This window comes from Comamonas sp. SCN 65-56, assembly GCF_001724135.1.
GTDB lineage: Bacteria > Pseudomonadota > Gammaproteobacteria > Burkholderiales > Burkholderiaceae_C > Comamonas_C.
The window spans coordinates 16382-30814 of sequence record NZ_MEDS01000002.1; the positions used below are offsets into that span (position 1 = coordinate 16382).

The following is a 14433-nucleotide window of genomic DNA, read 5'->3' on the forward strand; positions in this document are numbered from 1 at the left end:
GTCAGCGGGGCCGAGTCGAGCCCAAAATGCGCTCGACGCGCGGGCGCAGGCTGCCATCGAAATCGGTGTTGAGCAGCTCGTCGGCGTAGTCCTGCACCGCTTGGTGCTGCGCATGCTGGCGCCCGTCGCCCAGTGCCAGCGCGTCCAGCAGGCGCTGCAGATCGTTGTCCGGCATGTCTTGCGGCGATGCCGGTGCTGCGTCGTGGGCGGTTTGATGCAATGCCGCGAGAGCGGCACGGCGCTTCGCCTCCAGATGCGCCCCCGGCCCGAATGCCGCGGTCAGCGCGCCGAGCAGCGCGAAGCCGATCACGGCCAGGGCGCTGGCCCCGCTGCTCCAGGCCGGGCCTTGCCGTGCAGATGCTGCATGCCCGACTTCGACGACGACAAATCCCGCCGGTTGCGCGCCGCCCGTGCGGCTTTGTACGGTGATCGGCACGGGCACGACATCGCCATGGGCCGGCTGGCCGACGGTGTGCAAGACGCTGCCATCGGGCTGCAGCAGCGTGATGGCGTTGAGCATGGGCTGGCGTTGCACGGTCTGCGCCAGGTAGTCAGGCACACCGGGCAACTGCGCCAGCGGAATGCCCACACGCACGGCCCGCGCCAATTGCTCGGCCAAGGTCTGCGCGACCGATTCGCCGATCGCGTGGCTGTCCTTGTAGGTGGCGGCGTCGGCCCGCTCCTGCATCTCCTGCACCGCCCAGACCGCGCAAGCGCCGCCGACCACGAGCAGGACGCACAGCACCCAGCACCCCAGGCGCCAGCGCAGGTCTGTCAGGGTGCCGGTATCAGTCTTCATGGTCGAGTGCTTCCAGCCCTTGCATGGTCTGCTGCTGCTGCTGGCGCGCCGCAGCCCACGCCGCCCGGCGCGCGCGCGCGGCCGTGGTCAGCGGCGTGGTCTTGCCCGCGCTGGCCGGCTCGTTTTCGAGCGCGCGGGCAGCCTCGCCAAAGGGCGCGAGCAGGTGGCGCAAGCCGCCGTGCACCAGGCCTGCGGTGGCCAGTGCCGCAAGCACCAGCGCCGTCAGCCAGTGCAGCGCTTGCTGGCCACGCTCGTACCACTGCGCCAGCGTCGCGGGTTCGTCGACGGTGGACAGCGTGACTGCGATGCCGCCTGCCGCCTTGCCGAGGTCGTTCTCGAACGGCGTCCCGATCTGCCGCTGCCCGGGCGCATCGGCGTTCCACGGCGGGGCTTGCCTGAGCCAGGCGAGCCAGTTCTGCGGCGCCGGCATGCCGCGGTTGCCGACATCGGTGCTGTAGAGCACGCGTCCGCTGGCGGAAAACACATCGATGGCCACCACCCGGGCAAATTCGGCTTGCTCGCGTTCGATGACCTGCTGCACGGCGTCCAACTGATCTGCCTGCAGCCCGCTGGCCAGCAGGTTCTCGATGGCGGTGCGCAGATTGCGCAACAGGTACTGGTCGCGGACTTGCTGCAATTGCGCTTCGCGCGTGCGGCTCGCCTGGCTGTCAATGAACAGCAGGCTGCCCATGAGCAAGAGCACGGCAGCCAGGGCAATCACGTAAACGCGAACCAGGGGTTTCATGCGCCCCCCGTGGCTGATGTGAAAGAGCCCGTCTTGCCGCGATGCGCCAGCCGCGCCGAGAGTGTGAGCAAGACATTGGCGGGAACGCCCGCGGCATCGGCCAGCGTCTGCAGCGACTGCTGCGGGCCATAGACCTCGGCCCACATTCCCGGCTGGATTTCTCCGGGCGCGCAGGTGCTCACATCCAGCGCCACCATACCCATGGCCACGCCGCCCACGATGGGCATGGCCCGCCCGCCGAGCACCAGGCTCCCGCGGTTGACCAGGGTAAATGGCAGGCCGTCCCCATAGCCCAGGGCCACGGTGGCGATGCGCCTGGGCCCCGGGGTGATGTAGCTGCCGGCATAGCCCACCTCCGTGCCGGCGGCCACATCTGCCACGCGCAGCACGGGCGCATGCAGGCTCGCCACCGGGTGCAGCGCCGGGGTGGGAAGCTGGCTGGTTGGCACGCCCCAGAGCGCGCTGCCAACGCGCACATGGTCAAAGTGCCAATCCGGCCCGGCAAAGACACTGGAGGAGGTGGCGATGCTGCGCAGGGCCCGGGGCAATGGCGCTGTCCATTGCATGAAGCGCTGGCGTTGCTGCCGGCATTGCGGTGCCGCGGGATTGTGAAAGCGCCCCAGGTGGGTGACCCAATGGGTCACCATGGCATCCTGCCAGAGTGAGCTGTCGGGCTGCAGCAGTTGAAATTGCCCATCCGAGAAGCCCAGGCGGGTCAGCCCGGTATCCAGGTGGATGGCCACCGGCAACCGTTGCCCTGAGCGTGCGGCATAGCCGCAGAGCGCTGCCAGCTCGTGCGCTCCGCCGAGTACGGGGACAAAGCCGTGGGCCGCGAAATCCTCGGGTTGGGCACCGGCCAGGCCATTCAGGACCAGGATGCGTATTGCTTCGTTTTTAGCAGCTTCAAGCGCGCTATGGTAAAGCGCTAGAGCCTCATCGAACGTGCAAACCCAAAACTCGCGACAACCCAGCGCCCACAGCGCCGGAGCGATGGCCTGCACGCCCAAGCCGTAGGCGTCGTTCTTCACCACGGCACCGATGCGCTGCCCGGCGCTGGCCGCCACCACGGTGCGCCAGTTGTGCGCCAGCGCGTCCAGGTCCAGGCTCAGACGCGGACCGTCCCAGGGGGGGGCGAAGCGCGATGTCGTGTCCGCCATGCTATGGACCTGGCAACGGGTTGCGCAAGAGCAGACTGCCGGGTGCCTGGCCGGGTGCCACGCCCCACCAACCCTGCTCCAGCAGCGCGTGCTGGCGTTCAAGATCGGACAGCGCCAGCTCCTGCGTGGGCGCGGTGGCGGGCGGCTGCGCCTGGCTTGGCGCATAGGCCAGCAGATAGCGCGCGTGGCCGCCGTAGCGGTACTCCAGCGCGTGCACGGCAAAGCCGCAGGCCAGCAGGTTGTGCCAGCTGCCGGCATTGCCCGGCGCGGCTGTGGAAAACAGGCTGGCCGTGCCCGCCATGGCCATGCGCCGCTCTATCAGCAGGCGCTGCAGGCCGCGCTGGCGCCATGCGGGATCGACGGCCGCGCCAGCGAGTTTCAGCAGCGGCGCGTCAGGTGCCAGGCCCAGCGCCGCGCGCGGGTTGTCGTGCGCCAGCAAATCGTTTTGCAGCACGCCATAGGCGATGAGTTTGCCTTGCGCCCAGCCGCCTGTCACCCGGCCACGACCCGCGAGCAGGCTGGCGAAGAACTCGGTGCTTTCCTGCTTGACCAGCTGGGCGGGCAGGCCCTGGATGCTCAGCAGGTGCAGGGCGTGCATGGCGGCGAGGTCCGCGGGCGCAAGTTCGCGCCAGGCAGGCGTGTCGTGGGCGGTGCCGGGTGTGTTCATGAGGCCGCGGCGCGTGACTCGCCCACGCCTATGACCTCGGCGTAGTTGAGCATGTCTATCGGTGGGTACAGCTGCAACTGCTGCGCCACCTGCATGTTGATGAGCAGGGAAAAGCGCTTGAGGCGCTCCACCGGAATCTGCGCCGGGGATTTGCCTTCCACCAGAATTTCCATCGCCTTGGCGGCGGCAAGTTGCCCCACGGAGTAGTAGCGACTCACCAGCCCCGTGAGCGCCGCACCGGAGCGGATCGCGAGCTCGGCCGCGCCAAAGCAGGGCAGCTTTTTTGCCAGCGTGATGGGTGCCAGGCGGTCGTACAGGGTGCCCAGGAAGGTATCGGGCAGCAGGTAGAGCCACTGCGCTCCCTCGTCCTTGAGCCCGGCGATCAAGTCCTCCAGGCCATCGGCCACGGGCCTGCCCTGGGCGTTGTTGGCGAAGGTGCGGGTCAGCAGGGAGATGTCGTTCTTCTTGCAAATGGCTTGAGCCGTCTCGACGATGGCGCGCGAGTTGGGCTCGGTCTGGGTGTAGAGCACACCGAGCTTTTTCAGCGGCAGGTAGTTTTGCATCACGCGCAGCTGCACGTCAAAGGGCACCACATGCACCGCGCCCGTGACGTTGCGCCCCGGAGCCTCCAGGCTGGGGACGATGCGCGCATCCACCGGCGCGGCCACGAGGGCGAACACCACCGGGATGTCGTGGATGAAGTGCTCGCCGTTCGGGTTGTCCCAGGCACCTACCACGGCCAGGGTCAGCGGCGTGCCCCAGACGTAGATGAGATCCGGGGCCAGCGCGGGGATTTCCTGCACGATGCCGGGAGCGCGGCGCATGTCCTGCCCGACGTCGCGCAGGGTGTAGCGCACCTTCACCCCGGCATCGGCCAGGTAGGCGCGAAAGCCGCGATCGACGTCGGTCTCGCCCCGGAAAGTGATCATCAGGATGTGCCAGGTCTTGTCCGCGGCCTGGGCCATGGGCGCGGTCCAGGGTGCCAGCAGGGGCAGGCTGGCCCGGCGCAGGCAGTGGTTAAGGAAAGTGCGGCGAGACATGCGGTTGGCGTATCAGCAAAATTCAAAAAACAGGCCTTGCGTGGTCAGCTCGGGGCGCGCGGTCTTCATCATGCGCCTGCCCTCGCGAGACTACGCTGATTCCAGCCGTAGGCCAAACTGCCGCCGAACACCAGGGCGCCGATCAGCGCCACCGCCGAGCCGAAACCCACCAGCGGCAGCAGCGCGGCGGCGACGGCCGGGCCCAGGGCGCTGCCCGTGCGCTCGGTCAGGCGAAACAGGCCCAGCGTGGCCGCGCCCTGGCGGCCTGGCAGCGCGCGCGCCCAATCGGCCACCAAAGCCGATTGCGGTGTGATCGAGATCGCCTGCCCCAGGCCCAGGCACAGCAGCACCAGGGACAGGGCCCACAGGCCGCCCGGGCCCCAGCCGGCAGCCAGCGCGCTGCCACCGGCGAGCAAACCACCCAGCACGACAAACCATTCACGCCTACCCAGATGATCGGCCACGCGAGCGGCCGCCGACACCATCAGCACCATGACCAGCGGGTAAATCGTCTGCAGGCGGCCAATTTCGGCGTTGTCGTAGCCGGCGTCGCGCAGATGCATGGGGAGCAGGAAGAAGCACAGCGCCGTCAACAGCAGCTTGGCGGGGAAGGCGCAACCCAAAAGCAGGCCCGTGAGGCCCGGTTGGTGTGGCAAGGTTTTCCATGTCTGGTCGTCGGACAGCATGGCGGCGGTGGAGCCCTTCAAGCTTGGCTCGCGCGGCATCTGGCGCAGGGCGATGAGCGTGGCCAGCAGCGCGATGCAGGCGGCCAGCGCAAACGCGATCTGCGGCCCCCATTGGTCAGCGGCCATGCCGCCCAGCGACGGCCCGCACAGCCCGGCCACCAGTATGGCCCGAACGAATTGCGCCATGCTGCGCGCGCGGTCGTGGCGGGCGGAGCCGTCTATGGTGGCCCCCTGGGCCGAGACGAACACCATGGCAAAGCCCACCGCGCCTAGCAGCCGTCCGCCCAGCAGCGCGCCGTATTCCGGCACTACCCCGGGCAGGCCCAGCCCGGCGGCGCCCAGCACCGCGCCCAGCACCATGCCGCGGCGGCGGCCAAAGCGTTCGGACCAGGCGGCCAGCGGCCATTGCAATAACGCCACCATGGCCATGAAGAGCACCAGCGGCAGGCTCGCCAGCGCGTCGGGCGAGAGCGCCCAGTCTTGCGGTGCCAGCGTGCGTGCCCAGGTGGGCAGGAAGGGGCGGGTGAATTCCTCCGCCAGCATGAACAAAAACAGGGCAGGGCGCATGGCCGTGGCGCTTTTGCCGGGGCGCAGTACGTGGCGCTTGGCCAGGCGGTTGGCGCGCGCCTCCCAAGCGGCCAGTGCGCGCGCGCCGCGCGTGCCCAGGCCCAGCGCAACGGCTTCCATGGCCATGAGCAGACAGACCGCCGCCAGTATGGCCATGTCCAGCAGCCTGGCTCGCACCTTGCGGGCCAATACGCCCGGATCCAGCGTGAGAACGACCTCGGCTTGCGTGCTGCCCTGGTGCGAGACGGGGGCCACCACGGTTTTGGCGTGCGGTGGGGGTGCTTGCCCTGCCAGCGTGGTGCCGTCCGCGGCGCGCAGGGCCAGGCCGAGAATTTCCGGGCTGCCCGCTTGCAGTGCCGCCGTGTGTTCCTGCAGCCCCACCAGTTGGTGCAGGGGCACACCCAGCTCCAGTGCGTGTTCGACCAGGGAGGCACTCGATCTGGCGATGACCTGCGCCTTGGCCACCTGATCGGGTTCGATGCCGGCCTGCCCGGCCACCGTCGCGCGCCAACCCACCCCCACCAATGCAACCCCCAGACCCAGCGCCGCGGCCAGGGTAAGCAACACCCGCTTGCCCCCCAGCGTGGCAAACCGGCTGGCACTCGCCGGCCCGGGACGAGCAAGCCGCCAGCACAAACCGCCCATCATGGCGCTCCACAGGGCCACGGCGAGCCATGCGGTGTGCCAGACGACCTGGTGCAGGCCTTCCTGGGCGGCGTGCAGCCTGGCAACGTTGTAGCGCAGGCGGACCGTGGCCACCGTCTCTCCGAGGTCGTTGTGGATGGCGCTGGTGATCTCCCCCGGTGCGTCCGCACCGCCTTGCGAATTGACTCTTGAAATGGGAGCTGCCAGCAGTGACTGACCTTGCGCTGAGGTGATTTCGAAGGACTGAATCAAGGGCTCCAGGCCGGCCTCCCGGCGCAGCAGCTCGGCCAGCGGCGCGTCCGAGGCCAGCGGGATGCGCATAGCCAAGGCGTTCTCCGCGGCCGTGGCTGCGCGCTGCGCCGTGAAGGCAAAACGATCCTGAAAGGCATCCTGCTGCGCCGCCTGCAGCGTGCTTTCGGTGAGGCGGCCGCTCACGAGCAGGGTGGCGATGCCCACCAGCACAAGAATGGCGACCAGGTGCCACAGCAGCCGGAACTTGCCCTGCATGGTTGTGTGGGCGGGCGTGAGCGCGGTCGCCGCGCTCAAATTTCCAACTCCATGTAGAGCAGGTTGCGCTCCGCTTCGCGCCCGTACTGCATCTGACGCAGGTAGTGGCGCAGCAGACGCAGACCGTGGCCGCCGATCTCGGCTTCGTCCAGCGATGCCGCTAGGGCCGACGAGGGCTGGGTGACGGGGTTGAATGCGACGCCGTCGTCTTCAATGAGAACGCCCACGCCGGCATCGGTGGGGCCGCAGGCCAGCCAGATCCGGGCACGTTCGCCATCCGGGCGGCGCGCATGCATGGCGATATTGGCCAGGGCTTCGTCGGCGCACAGCAGCAGCGTGGAGACGGTTCTGGACGACCACCCATGCCCTGCGGCCAAGGCTTGCAGCCAGGCGAGCGCATCCGCCACGGCAGTGGTCCCATTGCCAGGTGCCAGCTGCTGCGGCGCTTGCGTCCAGCAGGGCTGCGGCGACGAACTGGCGGTGCTGACCATGGCTGGCGGTGTTGTGAAGGAGCCCGGCAAAATCATCGCTATCATGGCGCGGCCCTTGTTTTGCAGGGGGCCATCAAGGGATGTCACACCATGACGATTGTCACCGAATCGACCGAAACCGCCACCATCGTCTCGTTCCAAGGGCAGATCAACAGCACGAATGCCGTGGCGACGGAAGCCCAGGTGCTGACGCTGGTGGACGCGGGCGCGCGCCACCTGCTGCTGGATTTTTCCGCTTTGGAGTACATCTCCAGCGCCGGCTTGCGCATGGTGCTGGTGCTGGCGAAACGCTTGAAGCAGGAATCCGGCCTGCTGGTGCTGTGCGGCATGCGCCCGCATGTGCGCGAGGTGTTTGACGTCAGCGGCTTTCTTGCCATCCTGAACCTGGAGCCGGATCGGGAAGCGGCATTGAAGCGGTTTTGACGCCGGCTCTCAAGTACGCTCATGCGCGCAAGAACGTTCCCAGGTGCTGCGCCGGTGCATCGGCGGCTGCGTTGCCGGCCGATGCGCTGCTCGACGGCTGCTGCGCCAGGCGCGTTTTCCAGTCTTCGGCCGCCGTGATGAATTGCTCCACCAGCTGAACGAATGCCGCCGCTGGCGTGCCTTCGGCGCTGACGCTGCGGCAAAGCACGATTTCCCGCGTGTTGGCGTCGATTGCCAGGCTGGCACCTGCAGTCTCTGCGCCGAACAGATTGGCTTCGAGCAACTGCTGATAGACCGATTCTTTCTCTTGTGCGGGCAGCACAGCCAGCACGCTGTAGATGTGGATCACCGCGCGCTCGGTGTCGCGCTCGAAGTCGATGGCCAGCTGGTTGTCCACTGTCAGACGGGCACAGCCGTGCGGGTCGAAGCGAAGCGGCTGGGGCAAGCCGGCGGTCTGGCCAAGGTCAAGCAGGAGTTGGTCACAGGAATGCATGGTGAGAGCCTTTCTGAAAAAGCGGGAAAACGGATCGCTGCGACGGCTGCATCATGCCGCGCGCACGGCGCTGAAGCTGTAGCGCAAGGGGTCTGACACCGTCACCGACAGATCGGCTTTGATTTGCAGGGTGAAACTCATCTGCGTGCTGCTTTGCGCGTCGTCCAGGATCACCGGCACGCCCACGCCTTCGCTTGCGTCGCGCGGTGCGGGAACGAAGGCATTGGCATTGGCAATGCTGTAGTTGACCTGGAGGAACAGACCGCCTTCACCATCACTGGAAAACACGTAACGGTTGTGCTCTTCCCCCATGAGGCGCCCTGGCGTGCCGTCGTCCATGCGGACCGGGCTCTGCTGCGACAGCAAGGCGCTTTGGATGCCGGCTTGCACATTCTGGTTGGCCAGGCGCGTCGCGAGCAGCAGCAAGGCGTCGTTGCCGCCCGTCAAGGCCTGCAGTCGGGTAACGGCACCAGTCATCTGCGCCGCCAGGTCGCCGGCAGCGGGGTCCAGCAGATTGCTTGGTGGCGTGCCATCGGCTTGGGCGATGGCGAACTGGGCGCGCGTCAAATCCTTGATGAAGCCATCGCTTACCAGCGGATGGATGGCGTGCGGCGGGTCTTTCTCAGGGGTTGCCAGCATCTCGTCGATATTGCTGCGCAAGCTGTCTTGCATGGCCGGCCCGCCCTTGCCGCTGCGCACCGTGACGTTGCCATCGCTGCTCGGCGCGACGCCGTAGTGCGTCAAGACCAGCTGCGCCAGGTTGGGCGCAACACCCGCCCATCCCGGCTCGGGGGTCGGGGTTGCGCTTGCTTGCAGTGCGCTGGCAACGCCTTCGCGCAGCAGGTAGAGCTCGGTGACCCGGGTCAGCATGTCGCGGCCGATGTCCGGATCGTAGCCACCCATCTCCGGCCCACCGGAGACCAGCGTGGCGCTGTGGTCACCCAGCAGGTCTATCAACTGGTTGATCTGCGGGCTGTTGATGCGCTGCGACAGCGCCAGCAAGGTGGCGTTATCCAGTTTTTGCAGCGCGTGCTGAGCGAGGCTGTCACGGAAGTTCATGACATCGTCTTCGCCATCGACCTTGAGCCCCAGGTTCATGTGGACTTCGAGCGCGGTGTCGCCACGCTGTTGCGCCTGTGCCATGGCTTGCAATGCCGCGGACATGTTTCCGTCTGCCAGTGCGCGCAAGCCGGGTTCCATCGCGCTCGCGTATTGATCGAAGGCTTCGGCACGCCGCCGCGCGGCATCGGCGGTGATTTGCGTCTGCCCACGTTCGACCGCGAGCTGGCGCAAACCCTGTCCGAAGGCATGCAGCTGTCCGGAGCTGAGCTCCGGCAGTTGTGCCAAATGGGATGGCGTCAGATAGTCTTCCAGGTGGGTGGCGGCGCGCGCATACAAGTCATCCACGGCCGGCGGAAAGTGCAAGTCGTGTACATCGCAGTGCGTGCGCAGATCGGTCAGCGCCTGGCCCAGTTGCGCCACTTGCCCGGCAAAGCCCTGGGGGTTGTGCAGCAGCCCGCCGGGATCGTCCGCGACCGGCCGTCCGTGACTCAGCAGCTCGGTGAACCCGGAGACAAGGGTCTGTTCCAGTTGCTCGGCACGCAGGCCCACGGCACCGGCGACCATGAGACATGTGGTATCAGGGAAGAGGCCCGCCAACTGCCGGTCTTCATTGCCCAAGGCATGCAGCTCGCGCGTGGGCAGATGGTTGATCAGCCCCCCGACCTGCAGCAGGACTTGTGCATTGTCCGGGTCTTGCACCCGCTGCTCCAGCGCCTGCAGGATCAAGGCGCGCTGCATGTGCTTGAGCTCGTCGCGCGGGAGCCCGCCGAAACCGTGGGCGTGCAGCACCTCGCGCGCGGTGTTGTACAGCTCGTCGAAGGCGCGGCCGGTGACGCCCTTGTCTTGCGTCTCCTGGGCCACCATGGCGATGGCAGTGTTCAGATCGTCCTGCAGCGCCGCTACGCCCGCGGTGACGGCGTTCTGTTCCATCACGCCGCGTACCAGCGCCAGCGTGGGGTCGTTGGCCAGCGCCGGGTTGTTTTGTGCCGCCAGCAGGCCGGTGTACAGCGCCTGGCGCTGCGCCTGATTCATGTTGGCCAGGTGCACGCTGGTGCGCTCGACGATCAGCCGGTCGTAAGCCAGGCCACGGCGGGTCACCGGATCGGCGGTGGTGCGCAGGCTGCCCAGCAGGCGCTGGGCCGTGGCGGTGTCGGCGGCTTGACCGGGCCCTTGGGAGATCGAACCCAGCAAGCGACCGAGCTCGGCGCTGGTGTCCTTGAGGCCAAAGCGAAACTTGGAATCGGCACGCACCCCGGATGGCGTGACTGCATTGAGAAAGCGGGAGGCCAGATTCTGGATGCTGCGCCCGGCATCGGAGAGCACCCGGCCCACGGTGCGTGGCGGCTGCGCCTGCCCTTGTTGCACCTGGCGACCGCCCAGGCTGCCGGTGGGGTTTTGCCGAAAGTCGTGACCCAATGCGATGCCATGCATGGTCGCGCCGGAGGGAATGAGCTGTGCCATGGGTGTGGTGTCCTTTCATCCGGTGAGTAACGCCGGTGTGCGTGCCGGTTCCGTGTTTCGGGCGCTTCGCTGCGCGCTCAGGCACGTACGAAGTGCGCTTGCATGTCCAAGCGATCAAAACCGTCGCTGATCGCGGCCAGCGCGGTCATCGCTTGATTGAAGGCGGCGTCTATGGCGTCGGTTCGCGCGTCACCCACCAGCGTCTCGGCCTGCTGCAATTGGGTGACCAGGCGGTTGCCGATGGTGCTGATGCTTTCGTCGAAGGCGTCCGCCGCGACGCCGGTGTGCTGCCCCGGACTGGCTTGCGCGCACTGCACCAGCAGCTTGTGCAGGGGATAGTGCTTGGCCTGCTTGTCCATGTCGTAGTTGAAGGTTTCACGCGCATTGCGCCGCATCGTCTCCAGCGTGCCCGACGACGCCTGCTTGTGAAACAGGTAGCGCACGTCGTTGAGCCGATCCGCCTCGGTGTGCACGTCGACTCGGGATTTGCCGAAGTCGATGGCCTTGAGGGTGATGTTGTTCTGCTGTGCATCCACCGGTTTGTGCACCATCAGGTTGTGCATGTGCAAATCCTGGTGCGAGATGTCGTTCTGGTAGAACACCCGCGCCATGTCCACGACCTGCATCAGCACGCTGCGCGCCTCGCGCGCCGACAGCGTGTCGAGCTGGCGATCGAGCTCACCGCTGGTGACATGGGCCTGGTCGTAGAGGGTGACGGTGGCATGCGGCTTGTCACTGTGGATGCTGGGCAATTGCTCCCACATGTCATCGCGTGCGATGGCTTTCTGCGTCGAGACATAGCGCGCGAGGCTGTCGCTGGTTTCGGCGCGCTGCTCCACCAGCGTTTCGCGCTGGAAGTCTGCCGCGCCCGTGGCGTCCTCGGCACGCAGCACGCCGCTGGTGGGGTCAAAGCGCTTGTGCACGCCACCTTCGCCGTCGAAGTCACCGTCTACCACCGATGCGCGCGCATCTTCCAGATCGTCACGCTCATGCTGGGCGAGCCAGTGGGCTGCATGGGGCGTCGCCATGTCTTCGTCCAGGTCGATGACGAAGCCCATGCGGGCGGCGATGACCTCGCGGGTTTCGGCGCTGGTGTCGTCCTGCTTGACGACGTGGCCCTTGATTTGATAGGAGATCACCGGGGTGTCCGCGTCGCCGCTGGCGATGACGGTGAACTGGCTGCGATCGGCGGGTGCGGCGTAGCGCGACAGGCGCTCGAATTTCTCGAATGCGCTCAGGCCATGAGCGGCATCGAATTCCTGCGCCAGTTGCTGCAGAGCCTCCTGTTTTGCCCCGCCATGAAAGAGCTGGTCCTTGACGGTATCGAACCAGCCCATCTTCTGGGCGGCGACGTTGTTGCCATCCAGAAAATTCTTGATGCGGCTCTCGCTCAGCGCCAGCGCCTGTTGATTGCCCAGAGAGAGGTTGATCTTGTCCATGATGCATGCCTTTGCGAGTGACCGGAAGCGTTCCGGTACAGCATGGGTAACCATCAACCCCGTTCGGGTTCCAGGCTTGGGCCGCCTGGGGGCGCCGGGTCAGGCGGCTTTCTGGATCACGCCTTTCATGGCGTCGCCGACTTCCTTGACCACGGTGCTCTGGATCTGCGTGAACATGGTCCATTGCTGCATTTGTTGCTGCAGCTTGAGCAGGTCCAGTGTGGTCGCGTCCGGGCCCAGGCCGGTGATCATGCCGCGCAGCTCGGATTCGCGGGCGGTGCCCACGGCACCCAAAGTGTTGGCGATGAGATCGAAACTGATGCCGTTGGCCATGGTGCTTCCTTGTCGGAGAGTGCGGTGAAAAATGGGCCGCGGAGGCTTCAAACCTCCGGGATCGACCCGGGTGCGTTGGGGGTGCGAAGCATTATGAGCGTTTCTTGTGCCGCCGTACAAGCATCCAGTACCCGGCGGGCTTGATCGAATTCGTCAGGGGGGAGCCCTTGGGCGCAGCGCTGGCGCACGCGCTGCTCCAGTGCCTGTATCGCGGCAACGGCGCGCAGGCCTGCCTGTTCCTTGTCGGGGCCACGCAGGGCCAGCTCCAGCGCGCTGAAGGTTTGTTCGTCGGGGGTGGGCGCTGGTGCAGCGCCGGGAATCAGGAGGTTCATCGGGTCAGAACCAGGCGCTCAGGCCCGTCAAAAACGAGGGTGTCGGGGTTGATCTGCTCCAGGCGCCAGTCGCCTTTCTGCGCGCCTTGCAGCAGTTTGCTGCCGTCCTCAAGCACCACGAAGGGTGCGGGGCCGCTCACCACGCTGCGTATGCGAAACGGCAGCGGGGCTTCGCTCACATGCATGCTGGACGCGGCCTCCTGCGCCTGCTCGGCCACTTGCAGCGCCAGCGGGAAGCCGCGCACGGGCGAGTCGGCGCTGGCGAGCAAGCGCTCCAGATCGTGCCGTTGCGTGGCGGCAAGAGAGGCTTCAATCACCAGCTTGGCGTTTTCCGCATCCCAATGCACCTGCGCGCTGGCATAGCCCGCGCCGCGCAGCCATTGCTGCACGCTGGGTGCGGCGGTTTCGGCGACGCGCAGACCATCGACCAGGTCCACTCCGGCGGGAATGCGCTCGCGCAGCTTTTCAAGCACCTGGGTGTGTTCCTGCTCGGCCTGCAGCGCGCCCGTGACGCGTATGCGCCCGGCACCCGCCAGCTCCAAGTGGATGACTGCGCCCTGCGCATTGGCCACCGAGCTGAGTTCATCGAAAAGATCCGCCGTGGTGCGCAAGGCCAGTACCGGCGCGGGCTGCAGACGCCCCAGAGCCTCCACGACCTGGTCCAGCTGCTTGATGTCGGATACCCATCCGGCCACGCGGATGCGGCCATCCGGCAGGGGGGCCATGTCCAGCCGCAGCGCGGGATCGACGCCAGCCAGCGCCTGCCGGGCATTGCGCAGCCACAGCTGCTGCGCGGCGGCGTCCACCGGGCGCGTGTCGGCCACGGGCGTTGTCTCGGGCAAGGGCCTGGATCGGTCTTGCCATAGCCACAGCGCCAGCACGGCAGCGAGGAGAAAAACGACAAGAATGGAACCCAGCAGCAAGGCGATCCGGCTTGCGCTGGGGCGGCTGGCTGCGGGCTCGGGAGCGGGATTGTCGTCGGGGGCGGCCTCGGCATCGCCCGTGAGTGCCGGGGCTGTCACGGTGCTAGCATCCGCCGCGGTGGCGGGCAGGGGGGCGAGCTGGGGCAGGAGCGGCGGCCGGGCGTCGTTGGCCGATGTCTCGGGCAAGGCCCGCGCCAATGCCGGCCACGCGCTGCGCGGCGCGCACACGGTGAGGGTGATGCCGCCGACGGTCGCAGGCTCCCCCCAGGCTTGGTGGGCTATGGGCTCGTCGGCTTCGTGGGCCGCCGCCATCGGGTCCTGGCGCGCGCTCCAGTGTTCGCGACTCACCTGCAGGCGAATGCTCGCGCCCTCGGGCAGATCGATGTCGTTCAGGATGATGTCGCAGTCGTCGCCCGCTCCGAGGCGCAGCGCCTCGGTGGCGGGTGCGCGTGCTCCTGCATGGCAGCCCGAGAGGATGCGCAGCTCAGCCGCGCTGTCGGCGTCGTTGGCGGCTTGCGGATCGGGCTGGGGGCGGGCGCTCATGGGCACGGAGCGGGTTGGTGGGTGAAGCAGCCAAGCATTGCAAAAAATTGAACAAATATGCCTTCAGAGCTTGTGCGGTATGCGCTGAACGCTATGATTTTTATAAATTTTGTTCATTGT

At 67.1% G+C, this 14433-nt stretch carries 14 protein-coding genes; 1 reads left to right on the forward strand and 13 read right to left on the reverse strand.

Annotation, left to right across the window (positions count from 1 at the left end; translation table 11 throughout):
- Position 1: 1 nt before the first annotated feature.
- From ABS45_RS01470 to ABS45_RS01500, 7 genes are all read right to left on the reverse strand, one after another.
- On the reverse strand, positions 2-799 hold the full coding sequence (locus ABS45_RS01470; protein ID WP_291552189.1) for a hypothetical protein: 798 nt from the start codon (positions 797-799) through the stop codon (positions 2-4).
- Positions 789-1544 (reverse strand): hypothetical protein, encoded by a 756-nt coding sequence (locus ABS45_RS01475; protein WP_291552191.1) that lies wholly within the window; start codon positions 1542-1544, stop codon positions 789-791. The genes ABS45_RS01470 and ABS45_RS01475 overlap by 11 nt, the downstream gene beginning before the upstream one ends.
- On the reverse strand, positions 1541-2701 hold the full coding sequence (gene alr, locus ABS45_RS01480; protein ID WP_291552193.1) for an alanine racemase: 1161 nt from the start codon (positions 2699-2701) through the stop codon (positions 1541-1543). Before alr ends, ABS45_RS01475 begins: the two co-directional genes overlap by 4 nt.
- Before the next feature lies 1 nt (position 2702).
- Complete coding sequence (locus ABS45_RS01485) at positions 2703-3368, reverse strand: hypothetical protein (RefSeq protein WP_291552194.1); 666 nt, start codon at positions 3366-3368, stop codon at positions 2703-2705.
- Positions 3365-4408 carry an ABC transporter substrate-binding protein gene (locus ABS45_RS01490; protein ID WP_291552197.1) on the reverse strand — a complete coding sequence of 348 codons (1044 nt, stop codon included), beginning with the start codon at positions 4406-4408 and terminating at the stop codon, positions 3365-3367. Before ABS45_RS01490 ends, ABS45_RS01485 begins: the two co-directional genes overlap by 4 nt.
- Positions 4409-4476: 68 nt before the next feature.
- Positions 4477-6852 carry an MFS transporter gene (locus tag ABS45_RS01495; RefSeq protein WP_291552199.1) on the reverse strand — a complete coding sequence of 792 codons (2376 nt, stop codon included), beginning with the start codon at positions 6850-6852 and terminating at the stop codon, positions 4477-4479.
- A complete protein-coding gene (locus ABS45_RS01500) occupies positions 6849-7304 on the reverse strand; it encodes an ATP-binding protein (RefSeq protein ID WP_291552202.1) in 456 nt (151 codons plus the stop codon). Before ABS45_RS01500 ends, ABS45_RS01495 begins: the two co-directional genes overlap by 4 nt.
- Positions 7305-7394: 90 nt before the next feature.
- On the opposite strand from ABS45_RS01500, the gene ABS45_RS01505 reads away from it, so the two are divergent.
- Positions 7395-7727 carry an STAS domain-containing protein gene (locus tag ABS45_RS01505; RefSeq protein WP_291552205.1) on the forward strand — a complete coding sequence of 111 codons (333 nt, stop codon included), beginning with the start codon at positions 7395-7397 and terminating at the stop codon, positions 7725-7727.
- 19 nt (positions 7728-7746) lie between these two features.
- On the opposite strand, the gene ABS45_RS01510 is transcribed toward ABS45_RS01505, so the two are convergent.
- The 6 genes from ABS45_RS01510 to sctD all read right to left on the reverse strand — a co-directional run bounded on the left by ABS45_RS01510 (position 7747) and on the right by sctD (position 14313).
- On the reverse strand, positions 7747-8220 hold the full coding sequence (locus ABS45_RS01510; protein ID WP_291552208.1) for a type III secretion system chaperone: 474 nt from the start codon (positions 8218-8220) through the stop codon (positions 7747-7749).
- Positions 8221-8271: 51 nt separating this feature from the next.
- Entirely contained in the window at positions 8272-10743 is a 2472-nt protein-coding gene (locus tag ABS45_RS01515; protein WP_291552211.1) for a hypothetical protein, read from the reverse strand.
- A 77-nt stretch (positions 10744-10820) separates the two neighbouring features.
- Complete coding sequence (locus tag ABS45_RS01520) at positions 10821-12182, reverse strand: lipopolysaccharide kinase InaA family protein (protein WP_291552214.1); 1362 nt, start codon at positions 12180-12182, stop codon at positions 10821-10823.
- A 99-nt stretch (positions 12183-12281) separates the two neighbouring features.
- Complete coding sequence (locus tag ABS45_RS01525) at positions 12282-12515, reverse strand: EscF/YscF/HrpA family type III secretion system needle major subunit (RefSeq protein ID WP_291552218.1); 234 nt, start codon at positions 12513-12515, stop codon at positions 12282-12284.
- Between the two features lie 47 nt (positions 12516-12562).
- Positions 12563-12847 (reverse strand): hypothetical protein, encoded by a 285-nt coding sequence (locus ABS45_RS01530; protein WP_291552221.1) that lies wholly within the window; start codon positions 12845-12847, stop codon positions 12563-12565.
- Complete coding sequence (gene sctD, locus ABS45_RS01535; protein ID WP_291552223.1) at positions 12844-14313, reverse strand: type III secretion system inner membrane ring subunit SctD; 1470 nt, start codon at positions 14311-14313, stop codon at positions 12844-12846. The genes ABS45_RS01530 and sctD overlap by 4 nt, the downstream gene beginning before the upstream one ends.
- Positions 14314-14433 lie beyond the last annotated feature (120 nt).